Origin of the sequence: Streptomyces sp. NPDC021622 (assembly GCF_040640795.1) — a bacterium.
Lineage (GTDB): Bacteria > Actinomycetota > Actinomycetes > Streptomycetales > Streptomycetaceae > Streptomyces.
In genome coordinates this window covers 474,224-489,745 of sequence record NZ_JBFACK010000002.1, presented here as the reverse complement: position 1 = coordinate 489,745, position 15,522 = coordinate 474,224, and the positions used below count along the sequence as shown (strand labels likewise).

General features: G+C 72.2%; 14 protein-coding genes. 7 read left to right on the top strand and 7 right to left on the bottom strand.

The genetic code is table 11. The features are described 5' to 3' along the window. Positions 1-20: 20 nt before the first annotated feature. Positions 21-923 carry a HipA family kinase gene (locus tag AB0G47_RS06630; RefSeq protein WP_360765146.1) on the top strand — a complete coding sequence of 301 codons (903 nt, stop codon included), beginning with the start codon at positions 21-23 and terminating at the stop codon, positions 921-923. A 129-nt stretch (positions 924-1,052) separates the two neighbouring features. On the opposite strand, the gene aceB is transcribed toward AB0G47_RS06630, so the two are convergent. Together aceB and AB0G47_RS06620 are read right to left on the bottom strand one after the other, a co-directional pair. Beyond that, positions 1,053-2,672, bottom strand: a complete 1,620-nt coding sequence (gene aceB, locus AB0G47_RS06625; RefSeq protein WP_360764712.1) for a malate synthase A — start codon at positions 2,670-2,672, stop codon at positions 1,053-1,055. Positions 2,673-2,899: 227 nt separating this feature from the next. Then, positions 2,900-3,517, bottom strand: coding sequence for a nucleotidyltransferase family protein (locus AB0G47_RS06620; RefSeq protein WP_360765143.1), 618 nt, complete (start codon positions 3,515-3,517; stop codon positions 2,900-2,902). A 196-nt stretch (positions 3,518-3,713) separates the two neighbouring features. Between AB0G47_RS06620 and AB0G47_RS06615 the strand changes: the two genes are divergently transcribed. Continuing rightward, positions 3,714-4,016: a DUF5955 family protein gene (locus tag AB0G47_RS06615; protein ID WP_360764710.1), complete on the top strand. Its 303-nt coding sequence runs from the start codon at positions 3,714-3,716 to the stop codon at positions 4,014-4,016. Positions 4,017-4,184: 168 nt separating this feature from the next. On the opposite strand, the gene AB0G47_RS06610 is transcribed toward AB0G47_RS06615, so the two are convergent. Next, entirely contained in the window at positions 4,185-5,657 is a 1,473-nt protein-coding gene (locus AB0G47_RS06610) for a PLP-dependent aminotransferase family protein (RefSeq protein ID WP_360764708.1), read from the bottom strand. Between the two features lie 106 nt (positions 5,658-5,763). Between AB0G47_RS06610 and AB0G47_RS06605 the strand changes: the two genes are divergently transcribed. Continuing rightward, complete coding sequence (locus AB0G47_RS06605) at positions 5,764-6,345, top strand: universal stress protein (RefSeq protein ID WP_360764706.1); 582 nt, start codon at positions 5,764-5,766, stop codon at positions 6,343-6,345. A 423-nt stretch (positions 6,346-6,768) separates the two neighbouring features. Here the strand turns inward: AB0G47_RS06605 and AB0G47_RS06600 are convergent, their stop codons facing one another. Continuing rightward, a complete protein-coding gene (locus tag AB0G47_RS06600; protein ID WP_360764704.1) occupies positions 6,769-7,419 on the bottom strand; it encodes a response regulator transcription factor in 651 nt (216 codons plus the stop codon). Then, positions 7,416-8,621 carry a sensor histidine kinase gene (locus AB0G47_RS06595; RefSeq protein ID WP_360764702.1) on the bottom strand — a complete coding sequence of 402 codons (1,206 nt, stop codon included), beginning with the start codon at positions 8,619-8,621 and terminating at the stop codon, positions 7,416-7,418. Before AB0G47_RS06595 ends, AB0G47_RS06600 begins: the two co-directional genes overlap by 4 nt. A 203-nt stretch (positions 8,622-8,824) precedes the next feature. Here AB0G47_RS06595 and AB0G47_RS06590 point away from each other — a divergent pair, with 203 nt between their 5' ends. Both AB0G47_RS06590 and AB0G47_RS06585 read left to right on the top strand, forming a co-directional pair. Then, positions 8,825-9,904 (top strand): FtsX-like permease family protein, encoded by a 1,080-nt coding sequence (locus AB0G47_RS06590; protein WP_360764700.1) that lies wholly within the window; start codon positions 8,825-8,827, stop codon positions 9,902-9,904. Next, a complete protein-coding gene (locus AB0G47_RS06585; RefSeq protein ID WP_360764698.1) occupies positions 9,901-10,656 on the top strand; it encodes an ABC transporter ATP-binding protein in 756 nt (251 codons plus the stop codon). The genes AB0G47_RS06590 and AB0G47_RS06585 overlap by 4 nt, the downstream gene beginning before the upstream one ends. Positions 10,657-10,843: 187 nt before the next feature. Here AB0G47_RS06585 and AB0G47_RS06580 read toward each other — a convergent pair whose 3' ends face one another. Further along, the gene (locus AB0G47_RS06580) at positions 10,844-11,659 is read right to left on the bottom strand and encodes an IclR family transcriptional regulator (RefSeq protein ID WP_360764695.1); all 816 of its coding nucleotides are present in this window, start codon (positions 11,657-11,659) and stop codon (positions 10,844-10,846) included. 392 nt (positions 11,660-12,051) lie between these two features. Here AB0G47_RS06580 and allB point away from each other — a divergent pair, with 392 nt between their 5' ends. Next, the gene (allB, locus tag AB0G47_RS06575) at positions 12,052-13,386 is read left to right on the top strand and encodes an allantoinase AllB (protein ID WP_360764693.1); all 1,335 of its coding nucleotides are present in this window, start codon (positions 12,052-12,054) and stop codon (positions 13,384-13,386) included. A 5-nt stretch (positions 13,387-13,391) separates the two neighbouring features. Further along, positions 13,392-14,510: an allantoicase gene (alc, locus tag AB0G47_RS06570; RefSeq protein ID WP_360764691.1), complete on the top strand. Its 1,119-nt coding sequence runs from the start codon at positions 13,392-13,394 to the stop codon at positions 14,508-14,510. 98 nt (positions 14,511-14,608) lie between these two features. On the opposite strand, the gene AB0G47_RS06565 is transcribed toward alc, so the two are convergent. Next, complete coding sequence (locus tag AB0G47_RS06565; RefSeq protein WP_360764689.1) at positions 14,609-15,349, bottom strand: SDR family oxidoreductase; 741 nt, start codon at positions 15,347-15,349, stop codon at positions 14,609-14,611. Positions 15,350-15,522 lie beyond the last annotated feature (173 nt).

The following is a 15,522-nucleotide window of genomic DNA, read 5'->3' as shown; positions in this document are numbered from 1 at the left end:
GAGCGGGACCTTTGGAAGCGCTGAGGCAGGTCGTTGCAACCCGCTACATCGAGCCGCTGCGGACCGGGGGCTCCGTGCCCGGCGTCGTCGAGGCCGACGACCTGGGCACGTACGTCGTGAAGTTCACCGGTTCCGCGCAGGGCCGCAAGGCGCTCGTCGCCGAGATCATCGTCGGCGAGCTGGCCCGCCGCCTCGGCCTGCGCTTCCCCGAGCTCGTCCTCGTCCACTTCGACCCGGCGGTCGCCGCGGACGAGCCGCACCAGGAGGTGCGGGACCTGCTTGACGCAAGCGCCGGGCTCAACCTGGGCATGGACCTGCTGCCGGGCGCCAAGGACTTCACGCCGGACGCGCTGGACGTGGACCCGCTGGAGGCCGGCAAGGTGGTGTGGCTCGACGCGCTCACCGCGAACGTCGACCGCACGGTGCACAGCTCGAACCTGATGGTCTGGCCCACGTTCGGCATCCATGAGCCGCTGTTGTGGTTGATCGACCACGGGGCGGCGCTGGTGTTCCATCACCGCTGGGGCGCGTCCGCGCCGGACAAGGTGTACGACTTCCGGCACCATGCGCTGGGGGGTTATGGCCCGGACATGGTGGCCGCCGATGCGGTGCTTGCGCCGCTGGTCACGGAGGCGATGCTGCGGGAGGTCGTCGCACTGGTGCCGGAGTCGTGGCTCGCCGATGAGCCGGGGTTCGCGTCTCCGGAGGAGGTGCGGGAGGCGTACGTCGGCTTTCTGCTGGCCCGCGCGAGGTGCTCCGCGGTGTGGCTGCCGAGGGGTTTTCCCAGCCGCGAGGAACTGGTGGCCGCCGATGCGAGGCGTGCCGCCGCTACTGAGAAGGGCCGCCCGGGGTGGCTGAAGCGGGTTCCTGATCTGCATGGGAAGCCTGGCGCGGAGCGGGACTGGTCGCGGCACGTCGGTTAGCTGCGGGTCGTTTGTGGCTGGGCGCGCAGTTCCCCGCGCCCCTGACGGGGCCCCCGAAGCGGCATCCAACGACAAAGCCCCCGGCGCTGTGCGGTGCCGGGGGCCTCGTCATGAACGTACTCCGGAGTGTCAGCTCAGCTGCTCGTACGCCGGCAGCGTGAGGAAGTCTGCATAGTCCGCGTCCAGGGAGACCTGGAGGAGGAGGTCGTGGGCCTGCTGCCACTTGCCGGCCGCGAAGGCCTCGTCGCCGATCTCGGCGCGGATCGCGTCCAGTTCGGCGGCGGCGACCTCGCGGGCGAGCTCGGCCGTGGCGGTCTGGCCCGTCTCGAAGACGACGCCCGCGTTGATCCACTGCCAGATCTGCGAGCGGGAGATCTCGGCGGTGGCCGCGTCCTCCATCAGGTTGAAGATGGCGACGGCGCCCAGGCCGCGCAGCCAGGCCTCGATGTAACGGATGCCGACCTGGACGGCGTTGACCAGGCCGTCGTACGTGGGCTTCGCGTCGAGGGAGTCGATGGCGATCAGGTCGCCGGGGGCGACGCTGACGTCCTCGCGCAGGCGGTCCTTCTGGTTGGGCTTCTCGCCGAGCACGGCGTCGAACGAGGCCATCGCGATCGGGACCAGGTCCGGGTGCGCGACCCAGGAGCCGTCGAAGCCGTCGCCCGCCTCGCGGTCCTTGTCGTTCTTGACCTTCTCGAAGGCGACCTTGTTGACCTCCGCGTCCTTGCGGGACGGGATGAACGCGGCCATGCCGCCGATCGCGTGCGCGCCGCGCTTGTGGCAGGTGCGGACGAGGAGTTCGGTGTACGCCCGCATGAACGGGGCGGTCATCGTGACCAGGTTGCGGTCCGGCAGGACGAACTTCGAGCCGCCGTCACGGAAGTTCTTGACGATGGAGAAGAGGTAGTCCCAGCGGCCCGCGTTGAGGCCGGAGGCGTGGTCGCGCAGCTCGTAGAGGATCTCCTCCATCTGGTACGCGGCCGTGATCGTCTCGATGAGGACCGTGGCGCGGACGGTGCCCTGCGGGATGCCGACGTAGTCCTGGGCGAAGACGAAGATGTCGTTCCAGAGGCGGGCCTCCAGGTACGACTCCGTCTTCGGGAGGTAGAAGTACGGGCCCTTGCCGAGCTCGATGAGGCGCTTGGCGTTGTGGAAGAAGTAGAGCCCGAAGTCGACGAGCGCGCCGGGGACCGGCTTGCCCTCGAACTGCAGGTGGCGCTCGTCCAGGTGCCAGCCGCGGGGCCGCATGACGACCGTGGCGAGCTCGGACGCGTCCTTCAGGGCGTACGACTTGCCGCTGCGCTCGTCGGTGAAGTCGATGCGGCGGGCGTAGGCGTCGGAGAGGTTGACCTGACCGAGGACCACGTTCTCCCAGGTGGGAGCCGATGCGTCCTCGAAGTCGGCGAGCCAGACCTTGGCGCCCGAGTTCAGGGCGTTGATGGTCATCTTGCGGTCGGTCGGTCCTGTGATCTCGACACGGCGGTCGTTCAGGGCGGCCGGAGCGGGGGCCACCTTCCAGGAGTCGTCCGCGCGGATCGGCGCGGTCTCCGGCAGGAAATCGAGCGTGGAGGTGCGGGCGATCTCGGCGCGGCGCTCGGAGCGGCGGGTGAGGAGCTCGTCACGGCGGGGCGTGAAGAGCCTGTGCAGCTCGGCCACAAAGGCGAGGGCCGCGTCGGTGAGGACCTCCTCCTGCCGCGGCAGAGGCTCCGCGTCGACGATGGCCAGCGGGGACTGCGCTGGTGCGGACATGAGCTGTCACTTCCTTCAGCGAGCTTCACGCGCAGGTGCCGTGGCTGCCGCCGGGCATTCTCAGTGACACTCAGTGCCACAGGAGCCGAGATACGGCCGCGGGCCCCACGTGAGGGAACGGGTGCTTCTGAACAGTGGATACTAGTTTCCTCATGGTGGAAGTTCAATCGTTTGTTGATGTCGAGATTCTCCTCATCAACAGAACGTGTCGCTGAGTGCCATGCCGATCACTCCAGGTGGACCAGGTCGGAGGGGGTGTCGATGTCGTACGCACGGGCCACGTCCCCGCACTCGACGAGCACGATTTCCCCGGCGTGTTCCTTCAGATAGGCGCGCGCCCCGCGGTCGCCGACCGCACTCGACTCGATGCCCGCCCAGTGGTCGGCGCCGAAGAGCACCGGGTGGCCGCGCTCCCCGTCGTAGGCGGCGGCCGCGAGGGTCGCCGGCGAGCGGTACGCGGCGTGCACGCGGGCGATCGCCGCGGGGCCGATACCCGGCTGGTCGACGAGCGAGACGAGGGCGGCGCTCGCGCCGGTGCCGCGCAGTGAGCGCAGGCCCGCCCGCAGCGAGGAACCCATCCCTTCCTCCCAGTCCGGGTTGTCGACCAGGACGCAGCCGGGGAGCGAGGCCTTCTCGCGTACGACATCGGCGTCGGCGCCCAGCACGACGTGCACGCGCGTGCAGCCGCCCTCGCGCAGGACGCGGACCGCGTGCTCCACGAGGGGGCGGCCCTGGTGGTCGAGGAGGGCCTTCGGGCGGCCGCCGAGGCGGCGACCGCCGCCGGCGGCGAGGAGGAGCCCGGTGATGTTCGTGTTCAGAGGGTCGATGTTCTGCGGATCGGTCATGGCTGGATCGGTCATGGCTCCTGCATACCGCACCGCGGGGCCGGTCTTCCGACCGCAAAGTGGCGCGTCCCGCTTCCTGTGGCGTTTACTGGCCCGCGTCCCCCTGGTGTCTGACCAGCGCCTGTGCGGGGGCGGCACGAACTGCACGAGAACACGCGCACGACGGAGTGCGAGGGGGAGAGCTGTGTTGCAGAGCATGGGGCAGAGGCGAGTGACCGGCAGCGACGAGGATCCGCGAGTGGCGGAGCTGCGTACCGCGGTGGCGCGGCTGCGCCGCGAGCTCGCCGCGCATCCGGCCGAGTTCCCCGACCGGGGTATCGCCGAGGACGAGTTGGCGGCGTTGGCCGCGATGGCGGTGAGCGGTGCGCCGGAGGCCCCCCGGCTGCGGCGGTCGCTTCTGCTGGTCGCGGCTGCGATCGGCTCGGTGAGCGCACTGGCGGCGGGGCTTGCCGCGGTCCGCGGCGCGGTGGACCTCTTCGGGGAGCAGGGCCGGGGGTAGTCCTGAACCCCCGCCGCTCCGCGGCGGGGTCTCCCACCCGCCCACCCGATTACCCCGCAGCCGCCTGCCCCCTCCCCGTTGTGGGCAGGCGTTCCGCACGGCGGAACGGGTGGGCACAACGGGCAGCCGCCGGGTGCCGATGGAGGGGCGGTGAGGGATACCGAGAGTTCAGGCCACCCAATGGCGAGGCGCTCCCGCTGCGGAGGGGGCAACGAGGCTGCCCCCGTCCAGCGCCGCAGCCAGCCTCAGCACAGCCTCCTCGCCCAGCGCCGCAGGCAACGTGTACGGAATCCGCAGCCGGTGTTCATGCGTGCCGGGGTCCGCGCCGAAGCGGGCCCCGCCCTCGATCCGCACCCCGTGGTCCAGCGCCGCCTCGGCCAGCGCCGAGGAGATCGGACGCCCCAGGTCCACCCACAGGGAAAGCCCGCCCGGCGGCAACTTCCAGCGCCACTCGGGAAGATGACGGGAGAGCGCCGCGGCCAGCGCGTCCCGCTGCGCCCGCAGCCGCGGCAGCCGCTCCCGCAGCACCTCGTCCATGCCCGCGATCAGCTCCACCGCGACCAGCTGGTCGATCACCGGGGTCGCCATGTCGGACGGCACCCGCGCCATCGCAAGCTCCGTGATCAGCCGTGACCCCGCACGCACCCAGCCGATCCGCAGCCCGCCCCAGTGCGTCTTGCTCAACGAGCCGACGGTGACGACCTGTTCACCCACGCCGTGCGGCGCGAGCGAGGCGAAGGGCGCGGGCGGCGGGCCGTCGAGCGCGATGTCGGCGATCGTCTCGTCGATCAGCAGCCAGCTGCCGGTGGCGCGGGCCGTCTCCAGGACGCGCAGCCGCTGCTCACGCGGCATCAGACTGCCGGTGGGATTCTGGAAGTCGGGCACCAAGTACGCGATACGGGGCGCCGCCTGACGGAGCGTCGACTCCACGAGCCCGGTGTCCCAGCCGGTGTCGGTGACCGGCACGGGCGTGGCGCGCAGCCCCGCGCGGCGGATCGCGTCCAGGGCGTTGGGGTACGAGGGGTTCTCGACCAGGACGCGGTCGCCCGGCCTGCCGAGCAGGGCGAGGGTGAGGGACAGCGCGTGCTGGGCGCCGGTGGTGATCAGGATCTGGTCGGGGATCGTCGGAAGCCCGCGCCGCGTGAACCGCTCGGCCACGGCTTCCCTCAACTCCGGGAGACCGTAAGGGTGGTAGCCCGGGGTCGACGCGTGCCGGGGCAGCGCGGCACCGGCCGCGGCAAGGGCCTCGCCCAGCTCCGCCTCGGGCGCGCCGGGCGCCGCCACCGCCAGGTCGAGCATGCCGTCCCCCACGGGGAACGCGGCCACGCCCGCGGGACGCCGGCCGTCGGGCAGCTCGGTCCAGGTGCCCGCGCCGCGCCGGCTGCGGGCGAAGCCGCCCTCGCGCAGCAGGTCGTACGCCGCGGTGACGGTGGCCCTGCTGACGCCCAGGGCCGTGGCGAGCTCGCGCTCGGCGGGCAGGCGGGTGCGCAGGGGGATGCGGCCGTCCAGGAGGAGGGTGCGGACGCCGTGGGCGAGCGCACGGTAGCCGGGGCGTTCCCCGGCCGTGCCGGTCACGAGCGCGGACAGCCGCCCGCTGCCCAGGCGCCGGTCCACATCGTGGATCCCTCGTACGTCTGCCATGCCACCTCCCGCTGATTGGCCCTGCTGGCCAGGCCAATCAGCGTACAGAATCGGGACCGTTACGCCGCATTGGCCTGGTGCGGTGGCTGACGGGGAGGTGTGCGGCATGGGAGCGCGGGTTGTGGTCGGGGTGAGCGGATCGCTGGCGAGCCTCGCGGCGCTGCGAGCGGCGGCGGGGGAGGCGCGGCGCGCGGGGCGGATCCTTGTGGCGGTGATCGCGTGGGAGCCGCCGGAGGGGGAGGGGCTGTATGCCCGTCGCCCGGACCGGGCGTGGGCCCGCCACTGGGAGGCCGAGGCGCGGGCGACCCTGGACCGGGCCTTCGAGGAGGCGTTCGGTGGGGCGCCGCAGGGAGTGTCCGTCGAACGCCGGGTGGTGCGCGACAGGCCCGGCCGCGCGCTGTGCGGCCTCGTGCAGCGCGGGGACGACCTGCTCGTCCTGGGCACGAGACGCCGCTGGAGCAGAACAGGCCGCCACGTGCACGCGCACGCGGGCTGCCCGGTGATGACGGTCCCGGGCCCGTCGGTACCGAAGCGCGCACGCCGCACCCTGCGAAAGGCCAGCGCGGCGGACTTCTCGGCGCCGGCGCCCTTCCCCGACGTATCGGGAAGGTCCGCGAGCGGCGGCGGAGCGCGCACGTTCCGCCCGCTGCACCCACGCGGCAACGGCCTCGACCACCGACGGGGCTGAGACCGGGCCCCGGCACCGGCGCGTGAGGTGGAGGGTGGGCGGCTGTACACGGGCTCGCTCCGCGCCGGGAGCGCCGTACGCCGGGCCGTGTGCGGGAGGTGGCTGACCCGCCGACTCCCCGGAAGTGATACCCGCGCGGGTCACTGGGCAAGGGTCGGTGCCCGGATCCCCGAGCCGGACAGCAGCGGCGTCCCGGCTACGTGATCGAGTCCCGGCCTGTCGCCGCGGCGTTGCGTCCGCTGCCGCCATCGGCCAAGGGGTCGGTGGCCGGATCCCTGGGCGGGGCAGCAGTGGTGGCCGGGCTGTGGGCCGCTCGCCGCCCTGATCGGGTTCCGGCCTGTCGCCGCGGCGTCGCGCCCGCTCCCGCCATCGGCCAAGGGGTCGGTGCCTGGACCCCCGAGCCGGACAGCAGCGGCTTCCCGGCTACGGGCGGCCCGCCCCCCTGATCAGGCCCCGGCCCGTCGCCACGGCGACCGCTGCCGTGCGGGAGTCGACGTTCAGCTTCGCGTAGATGTGCACCAGATGCGATTTCACCGTCGCCTGGCTGAGGAACAGCTGCTTGCTGATCTGGTGGTTGGAGAGGCCGTCGCGGACCAGTCGCAGGACCTCCAGTTCGCGGAGGCTCAGGGCCTCGCCCGGGGCCCGCATGCGGTCCATCAGGCGGTGCGCGATGGCGGGGGCCAGCGCCGACTGGCCCGCCGCGGCCGTGCGGACCGCGGCGGCGAGCTCCTCCGGTGGCGCGTCCTTGAGGAGGTAGCCCGCGGCGCCCGCCTCGACCGCCGCGAGGATGTCCGCGTCCGTGTCGTACGTGGTGAGGACCAGGACGCGGGGCGCGCCCGGCACCGCCGTGATCGCCGCGGTCGCCTGCGAGCCGTGCATGCCGGTGCCGAACTGGAGGTCCATCAGGACGACGTCGTACTCGCCGGTGGCGGCCAGGGAGACCGCCTGCTCGGCCGTCGGCGCCTCCGCCACGACGGCGAAGTCCGGTTCCGTGTCGAGGACCGCGCGCAGCCCGGCGCGGACCACGGGGTGGTCGTCGGCGAGCAGCAGTCTGATGGGGGCCGATGGGGTCACTGTGCGACCTCCAGCGGAGCGGGCGACGTCGTTGCCGGGAGGGGGAGCGTTACCGCCACCGCCGTGCCCTGGCCCGGGGCCGATTCCACGCTCAGCGTGCCGCCGAGCGACCGTGCCCGGGAGCGCATCGCGGGCAGTCCGAATCCGCCGTCGCCGCGCGGCGCGGACGCCGGGTCGAAGCCGCGTCCGTCGTCCACCACGTCGAGGGACACCGACGTGTCCATGAAGCTGAGGGTGATCTCGGCGCGGTCCGCCTCCGCGTGCCGGACGGTGTTCGCGAGGGCGGACTGGGCGGTGCGCAGGAGGGCCACCTCGTAGGGGGTGGGGAGTTCGGTGGGCGTGCCGCTGACCGTGAACTGGACCTTGGTGCCGTGCGACGACGTCGAGAGCCGCTCCAGGGCCGCGGCCAGCGAGCCGTGCTCCAGGTCCGGCGGGCTCAGCGCGCGCACGAAACGGCGTGCCTCGGCGAGGTTGTCCTGCGCGGCGGTGCGGGCCTGCTCGATGTGCGGGGCGGCGGGGGAGCCCGCGGGCAGCACGCGCCCCGCGGCGCGCAGCAGGAGCTGGATGGAGGACAGGCCCTGGGCGAGGGTGTCGTGGATCTCGCGGGCAAGCCGCTCACGCTCGGCGAGGGTCCCCGCGGTGCGCTCCGCGGCGGCGAGTTCGGCCCGCGTCGCCATCAGCTCGTCGATCAGCTCGCGGCGGCGCTCGCTCTCCCGGTACAGCGCCTGGTACCCGAGGACGGTGGCGACCGCGACGGCGGCGCCGAGCGGCGGCCCGATGAAGATGCCCGGCGAGACGGGAGAGGCGGGCGAGCTGTGCAGCAGATAGCCGGCGATGGCGGCCGCGGCGGTCAGCGCGACGGCGGGCAGCGCCCAGCGGACCGGCAGGAGATGGAGCTGCAGGAAGTAGAGCGGGAACGCGGCCCACAGCCCGTCCGGGGACAGGGCGAGCAGCACCACCCAGCAGACGCCGAGCGCCCCGAGCCACACCGCGGCCGCACGCCGTGATCGCGCCACGGCCGGGCTGAGCGTGCCCGCCGCGTACACGGCGCCCATGGCGAGGACGGCCCCCACGACGGCACCGGCGCGCGGCGCCCCGTCGGCGACGGCCCGCACCGCGGGCAGCGCGAGCAGTCCGGCGAGCAGCGCGTGCAGACAGAGCCGCAGGACGAGCGCGACGGGCGTGCGCTGAACGGCGTTCATGGTCACCTCCCGCGGGGCGCGGTGGTCGGGAGGCCGAGGGCCTGCGGTGGGGGGCTGGGGCTGGACAGAGCCCCGTCCAGCGTAGGCGGCCGCCCGTCCTTTCCCGTCAACCGAAAGTTGGAAAGCGGGCTCCCTCCTTCGATTCGGGTGAAGCGTGCTGTGGCGCGATGCCCGGTGCGGCCCCGCGGCCGCAGGGTTGAGGCATGTTCGTCGCATGGAGAGACCTGCGGTTCGCCAAGGGGCGGTTCGCCCTGATGGGAGCCGTCGTCGTGCTCATCACTCTGCTCGTGGGGCTGCTTTCCGGGCTCACCGCCGGGCTCGCCAAGGAGAACACCTCCGCCATCACCGGCCTCCCCGCCGACCGGCTCGCCTTCGCCGCGCCACCGGGCGGTCAGTCGGTCTCCTTCACCCAGTCACAGGTGGAGCAGCGCGCCTGGGAGACCTGGGCGGCCCGGCCAGGCGTACGGTCCGCGGAGCCGATCGGCATCAGCACGCTCAACGCCACCGCCGGTGACCGCTCGGCCGCCGTGTCCGCGTTCGGCGTCGAGCCCGACTCCGGGATCGCGCCGGACGGCCTCGCGCCCGGACAGGTCGTGCTCTCCCACAAGGCGGCAGCCGACCTCGGCGTCGGCCCCGGCGACGACGTACGCATCGGCGGGGTGAAGGAGCGCGTCGCGCGGGTCGCGTCGGACGCCTCGTACAGCCATACGCCCGTCGTGTGGACGCCGCTCGACGACTGGCAGGCGCTCGGCCACCGGGGCACGTCCCTGGACGAGCAGGCCACGGTCATCGCCCTGCGCACGGGTGACGGCGTCGACATCGGCGCCGGGGACAAGGCGGCGGGCACGGAGAGCAGGACGCTCGACGGGGCGCTCACCGCGATCGGCTCCTACCAGGCGGAGAACGGTTCACTACAGCTGATGCGCGGCTTCCTCTTCGTCATCTCCGCGCTGGTGATAGGGGCGTTCTTCACTGTGTGGACCATCCAGCGCGCCGGCGACATCGCGGTCCTGAAGGCACTCGGTGCGTCCACGCCCTCACTGCTGCGGGACGCGCTCGGGCAGGCGGTGGTGATGCTCGCCGTCGGGACGGCACTGGGTACGGGGATCGCGGCGGCCGTCGGTTCCGTGATCAGCGGCGGTGACGTCCCCTTCGTACTCGATGCGCCGACCGTCCTGTGGCCCGCCGCCGTACTGATCGCCCTCGGGGCGCTCGGCGCGGGCCTGTCCGTCCGGCGGATCACCGCCGTCGATCCGCTGACCGCGCTGGGGAGTGCCCGATGAGTCCGACCGGTCTGACCCTCGAAGACATCACGCTGACGTATCCGGACGGGGAGGGGCGTCTCACCGCCCTCGACGGCGTCGGCATCGAGGTCCCCGCGGGAACGCTGACGGCGGTCGTCGGGCCCTCGGGCTCCGGGAAGTCCAGCCTGCTCGCGGTGGCGGCGACGCTGGTGACGCCCGACCGGGGCCGGGTCATCGTCGACGGTACGGAGACGGGCGCGCTGTCCCGTGCCGAGCGGGCGGAGCTGCGGCGCCTGCGCATGGGCATCGTCTTCCAGCAGCCGAATCTGCTTGCGTCGCTGACGGCGCTTGAGCAGCTGATGCTGATGACGCATCTGGGCGGGCGCGGGCGCGGGCGCCGCCGGACGGCGGAAGTGCGGGAGGGGGCCCGGGAGTTGCTGTCGGAGGTGGGGCTTGCCGACCTTGCGCACCGTCGGCCGCATCAGCTGTCCGGCGGTCAGCGGCAGCGGGTCGGCATTGCGCGGGCGCTGATGAATGCGCCTGCGGTGCTGCTGGTCGATGAGCCGACCAGTGCGTTGGACCATGAGCGGGGGGCCGCGGTGATGGATCTGCTGGGGAGGCTCACGCGGGACCGGGGGACGGCGACGGTGCTCGTCACGCACGATCGTGCGCGGTTGGCCGTCGCCGACAGGGTGGTGGAGATGGTGGACGGGAGGCTGGGGGGTACGGCGGCGGATTCTTCCCCAAACCCGCCCCTTCCCGGCTGTGACATTTGCGGCTCCGCCGCGTGAGGGGGGCAAGCCCCCGGACACCCGGGTGGGCACCCGGGGGTGACCAAGATCGGGGCTCCGCCCCCAGGCGCCCTTCTGGGGCTCCGCCCCAGACCCCGCTCATCAAACCGCTGGAGGGATCTGATCCGCGGGCCGTCCGGGGCTGGTCGCGCAGTTCCCCGCGCCCCTTAAGGGGCGCGGGGCGCGTTTACGCCGCCGGGCCCGAGCTTGCCAAGGCGGCGGACAGTTCCACCGCCACCTCCTGGAGGACCGGGACGATCTTGTCCACGGCTGCCTCCGTCACGCGGCCCGCCGGGCCGGAGATCGAAATGGCCGCCGATGTGGGGGAGTTGGGCACCGACACCGCCAGGCAGCGCACCCCGATCTCCTGTTCGTTGTCGTCGACCGCGTACCCCGCCCTGCGGACCTCCTCCAGCGCGTCCAGGAAGCCGTCGGGCGTGGTGATCGTCTTCTCCGTCGCGGCCGGCATGCCGGTGCGGGCGAGCAGGGCCCGCACCTCATCCGGCGGGGTGTGCGCGAGGAGGGCCTTGCCCACGCCGGTGGAGTGGGGCAGGACCCGGCGGCCCACCTCGGTGAACATCCGCATGGAGTGCTTGGACGGCACCTGCGCGACGTACACGATCTCGTCCCCGTCGAGCAGCGCCATGTTCGCCGTCTCGCCGGTCTCCTCGACCAGGCGGGCGAGGTAGGGCCGCGCCCAGGTGCCGAGGAGGCGCGAGGCCGATTCGCCGAGGCGGATCAGGCGCGGGCCGAGCGAGTAGCGGCGGTTGGGCTGCTGACGTACGTACCCGCAGGCGACGAGCGTGCGCATCAGGCGGTGGATCGTGGGCAGCGGCAGGCCGCTGCTGGCGGAGAGCTCGCTGAGACCGACCTCGCCACCCGCGTCCGCCATCCGTTCGAGCAGGTCGAAGGCGCGCTCAAGGGACTGGACACCACCGCTGGCAGCGGGCGGCTTGGAGGCAGCGACTTCGGTGGAGGCGTCGCTTGCGCTTGACGTCGGCACGGCGCGGTCCTTTCGGGGCTGACGGGCAAGGCAGCAGCCTACCGGGCGGTTCTTCGCGGGGTCCTGTGATGGCCAAGACGTCTTGGCCGGTCAGGGGGCCTTTGTCCGCTTCTCCGCGGGAACGGCCGGTGATCGCTCGGCGGTCCGGTTGTGCGTAGCTACGTTCTCTCTTTCGGAATCCTATTTCCACTTTGTGGAAACGTCCAGGGTGTTCCAGGTGGCCTCTTGACGGGTCAGGGGTGGGCGTGAAGACTGATTCAACAGAACGTTGAATTCCGTTTAGCGGAACCGAAAGGTCTGTGTAGCGGAAGAGAACGGACGACGGAGACAGGACAAAGACAGGCAAACGTCGGCAAACGGCGACGGACAACAGCTAAGAGAGGGCGTTGAGGGTGGACGTTGAACTGGTGCTGCGCTCGACTCGCGTCATCACCCCGGAGGGAACCCGCGCCGCGTCGGTGGCGGTCTCCGGCGGGAAGATCACGGCCGTGCTCGCGCACGACGCCGACGTACCGGACGGTGCCCGGCTCGAAGACTTCGGGGACGACGTCCTGCTTCCCGGCCTGGTGGACACGCACGTCCATGTGAACGACCCGGGCCGCACGGAGTGGGAGGGGTTCTGGACCGCGACGCGCGCCGCGGCCGCCGGCGGCATCACCACCCTCGTCGACATGCCGCTCAACTCCCTGCCGCCGACCACCACCGTCGACAACCTGCGCACGAAGCAGGATGTCGCACGGACCAAGGCGCACATCGACATCGGCTTCTGGGGCGGCGCCCTGCCCGACAACGTCCGGGACCTCAAGCCCCTGCACGACGCAGGTGTCTACGGCTTCAAGTGCTTCCTCTCGCCTTCGGGTGTGGACGAGTTCCCGCATCTGGACCAGGACCAGCTCGCCGCCTCCATGGCCGAGATCGCCGGCTTCGGCGGACTGCTGATCGTGCACGCCGAGGACCCGCACGAGCTGGACGCCGCCCCGCACAAGAGCGGCCCCAAGTACACGGACTACCTGGACACCCGGCCGCGCGTCTCCGAGGACGTCGCGATCGAGGGCCTCATCGCCCAGGCCAAGCGGCTCGGCGCCCGTATCCACGTACTGCACCTGTCGTCGTCGGACGCGCTGCCGCTGATCGCCGCCGCCAGGCGCGAGGGCGTCAAGCTCACCGTCGAGACCTGCCCGCACTACCTCACCCTCACCGCGGAGGAAGTCCCGGACGGGGCAAGCGAGTTCAAGTGCTGCCCGCCCATCCGCGAGGCCGCCAACCAGGACCTGCTCTGGGCCGCGCTCGCCGACGGCACCATCGACTGCATCGTGACGGACCACTCCCCGTCCACCGCGGACCTCAAGACCGACGACTTCGCGACCGCGTGGGGCGGCATCTCCGGGCTCCAGCTCAGCCTCCCCGCCATCTGGACCGAGGCCCGCAAGCGCGGCCACAGCCTCGAGGACGTGGTGCGCTGGATGTCGACGCGCACCTCCGAACTGGTCGGACTCGACCAGAAGGGCGCCATCGAGGCCGGCCGCGACGCCGACTTCGCGGTCCTCGCGCCCGACGAGACCTTCACCGTGGACCCCGCGGAGCTGCAGCACCGGAACCGAGTCACGGCGTACGCGGGCAAGACCCTCAGCGGCGTCGTGAAGTCCACCTGGCTGCGCGGCGAACGCATCCTGCACGGCGGCGAGTTCAGCGAACCCGCAGGCCGACTTCTGGAAAGGAAGAACTGATCACTGTGACGGCGATACCCAGCTTCACCGGCGACGCGAGCCCCTACGGCGGCGGCGACCCGTACGCGGACTACCGCACCGCCGACTTCCCCTTCACGCAGTACGCGAACCTGGCGGACCGCCAGCTCGGCGCCGGTGTCATCGCCGCCAACGACGAGTTCTTCGCGATGCGCGAGAACCTGCTCCTGGCGGGCGCCGCCGAGTTCGACCCGGAGCACTTCGGGCACAAGGGCAAGGTCATGGACGGCTGGGAGACCCGCCGCCGTCGTGGCGTCTCCGCCGAGCACCCGTGGCCGACCGCCGAGGACCACGACTGGGCGCTCGTACGCCTCGGGGCCCCCGGCGTCGTACGCGGCATCGTCATCGACACCGCCCACTTCCGCGGCAACTACCCGCAGGCCGTCTCCGTCGAGGCCGCATCGGTCGCCGGTTCGCCGACGCCGGACGAGCTTCTCGCCGACGACGTGAAGTGGACGACCCTCGTGCCCCGCACGCCGGTCGGCGGCCACGCGGCGAACGGCTTCGCCGTGGACGTCGAGCAGCGCTTCACGCACCTGCGGATCAACCAGCACCCCGACGGCGGCATCGCCCGGCTCCGCGTCTACGGCGAGGTCGTCGCCGACCCCAAGTGGCTCGCGGCGCTCGGCACGTTCGACGTCGTCGCCCTGGAGAACGGCGGCCAGGTCGAGGACGCCTCCGACCGCTTCTACTCCCCGGCCACCAACACCATCCAGCCGGGCCGCTCCCGCAAGATGGACGACGGCTGGGAGACGCGCCGCCGCCGCGACACCGGAAACGACTGGATCCGCTACCAGCTGGTCGCCCAGTCGGAGATCCGCGCCGTCGAGATCGACACGGCCTACCTGAAGGGCAACTCGGCTGGCTGGGCGTCTCTTTCGGTACGTGACGGCGGCGAGGACGGCGCATGGGTCGAGGCCCTGCCCCGCACCCGCCTGCAGCCCGACACGAACCACCGCTTCGTCCTGGACACCCCGGCGGTGGGCACGCACGTCCGCATCGACATCTTCCCGGACGGCGGCATCTCGCGGCTGCGGCTGTTCGGCTCCTTGACGGAGGCGGGCGGGGTCGCCCTGACCGCGCGCCACCAGGAGCTGGGCGGCTAGTTCCGCACCGTCGATCACCGGCTCCGCCGAGTTCGTCCTCAAACGCCGGACGGGCTAAGTCCCTTTAGCCCTCCGGCGTTTGAGGAGCGGGGCCGCCCCTACGCCCCATACCCCCCGTCCGCCACCAGCTCCGCCCCCGTGATGAACCCCGCTTCCTCCCCCGCCAGATAGGCGACGAGCGAAGCCACCTCGTCGGCGGAGCCGAAGCGGGCCAGTGCCGTGGCCGCTCGCTGCGGTTCGGCGAACGGGCCGTCCGCCGGGTTCATGTCCGTGTCGATCGCCCCGGGATGCACCACGTTCACCGTGATCCCGCGGCCCGCGAGCTCCCGCGCCAGCGGCTTGCTCATCCCCGCGAGCGCCGCCTTGCTCATCGCGTACAGCGTCCCGCCGGGCCCGCCCGCGAACCGCGCGAGCGCCGAGCCTGTCGAGATGATCCGGCCCCCGTCGGCAAGCCGCCCTGCCGCCGCCTGCGAGGCGAGGAACACCGCGCGTACGTTGATGTCGAGCACCCGGTCGACATCGGCGAGCGCCAAGTCCCCGATGGGGCCGAGCACTCCGATGCCCGCGTTGTTCACCAGGATGTCGAGCCGGCCCAGATCATCCGCCGCGCGCTCCACCGCGCCCGCCGCGTCCCCGGGATCAGCCGCATCCGCCTTGATGGCGAACCCCCGCCGCCCCGCCGACTCGATCTTGGCGACGACATCGAGAGCGGCGGCCTCCCCATGGACGTACGTGATCGCCACATCGGCACCCTGCTGGGCAAGCCGCAACGCGATCGCCGCGCCGATGCCGCGGCTGCCGCCGGTGACCAGGGCCGTCTTACCGGTCAGTGAAGACATGTCGAAACCTCATCATCTACAGAATCTACAGAGCGAGAGAAGTGCTTGCGGTTTCAATGGAAGCGGGCGGCGCGTGCCATCGCTGGCGGGAATTGGACAGCGATTTCCCGGGGGTCCGCCGGGGTGCGATGACTTCCGGGCAGGCGCAGGGTCTGAGTAGGTGAAGGAACCGC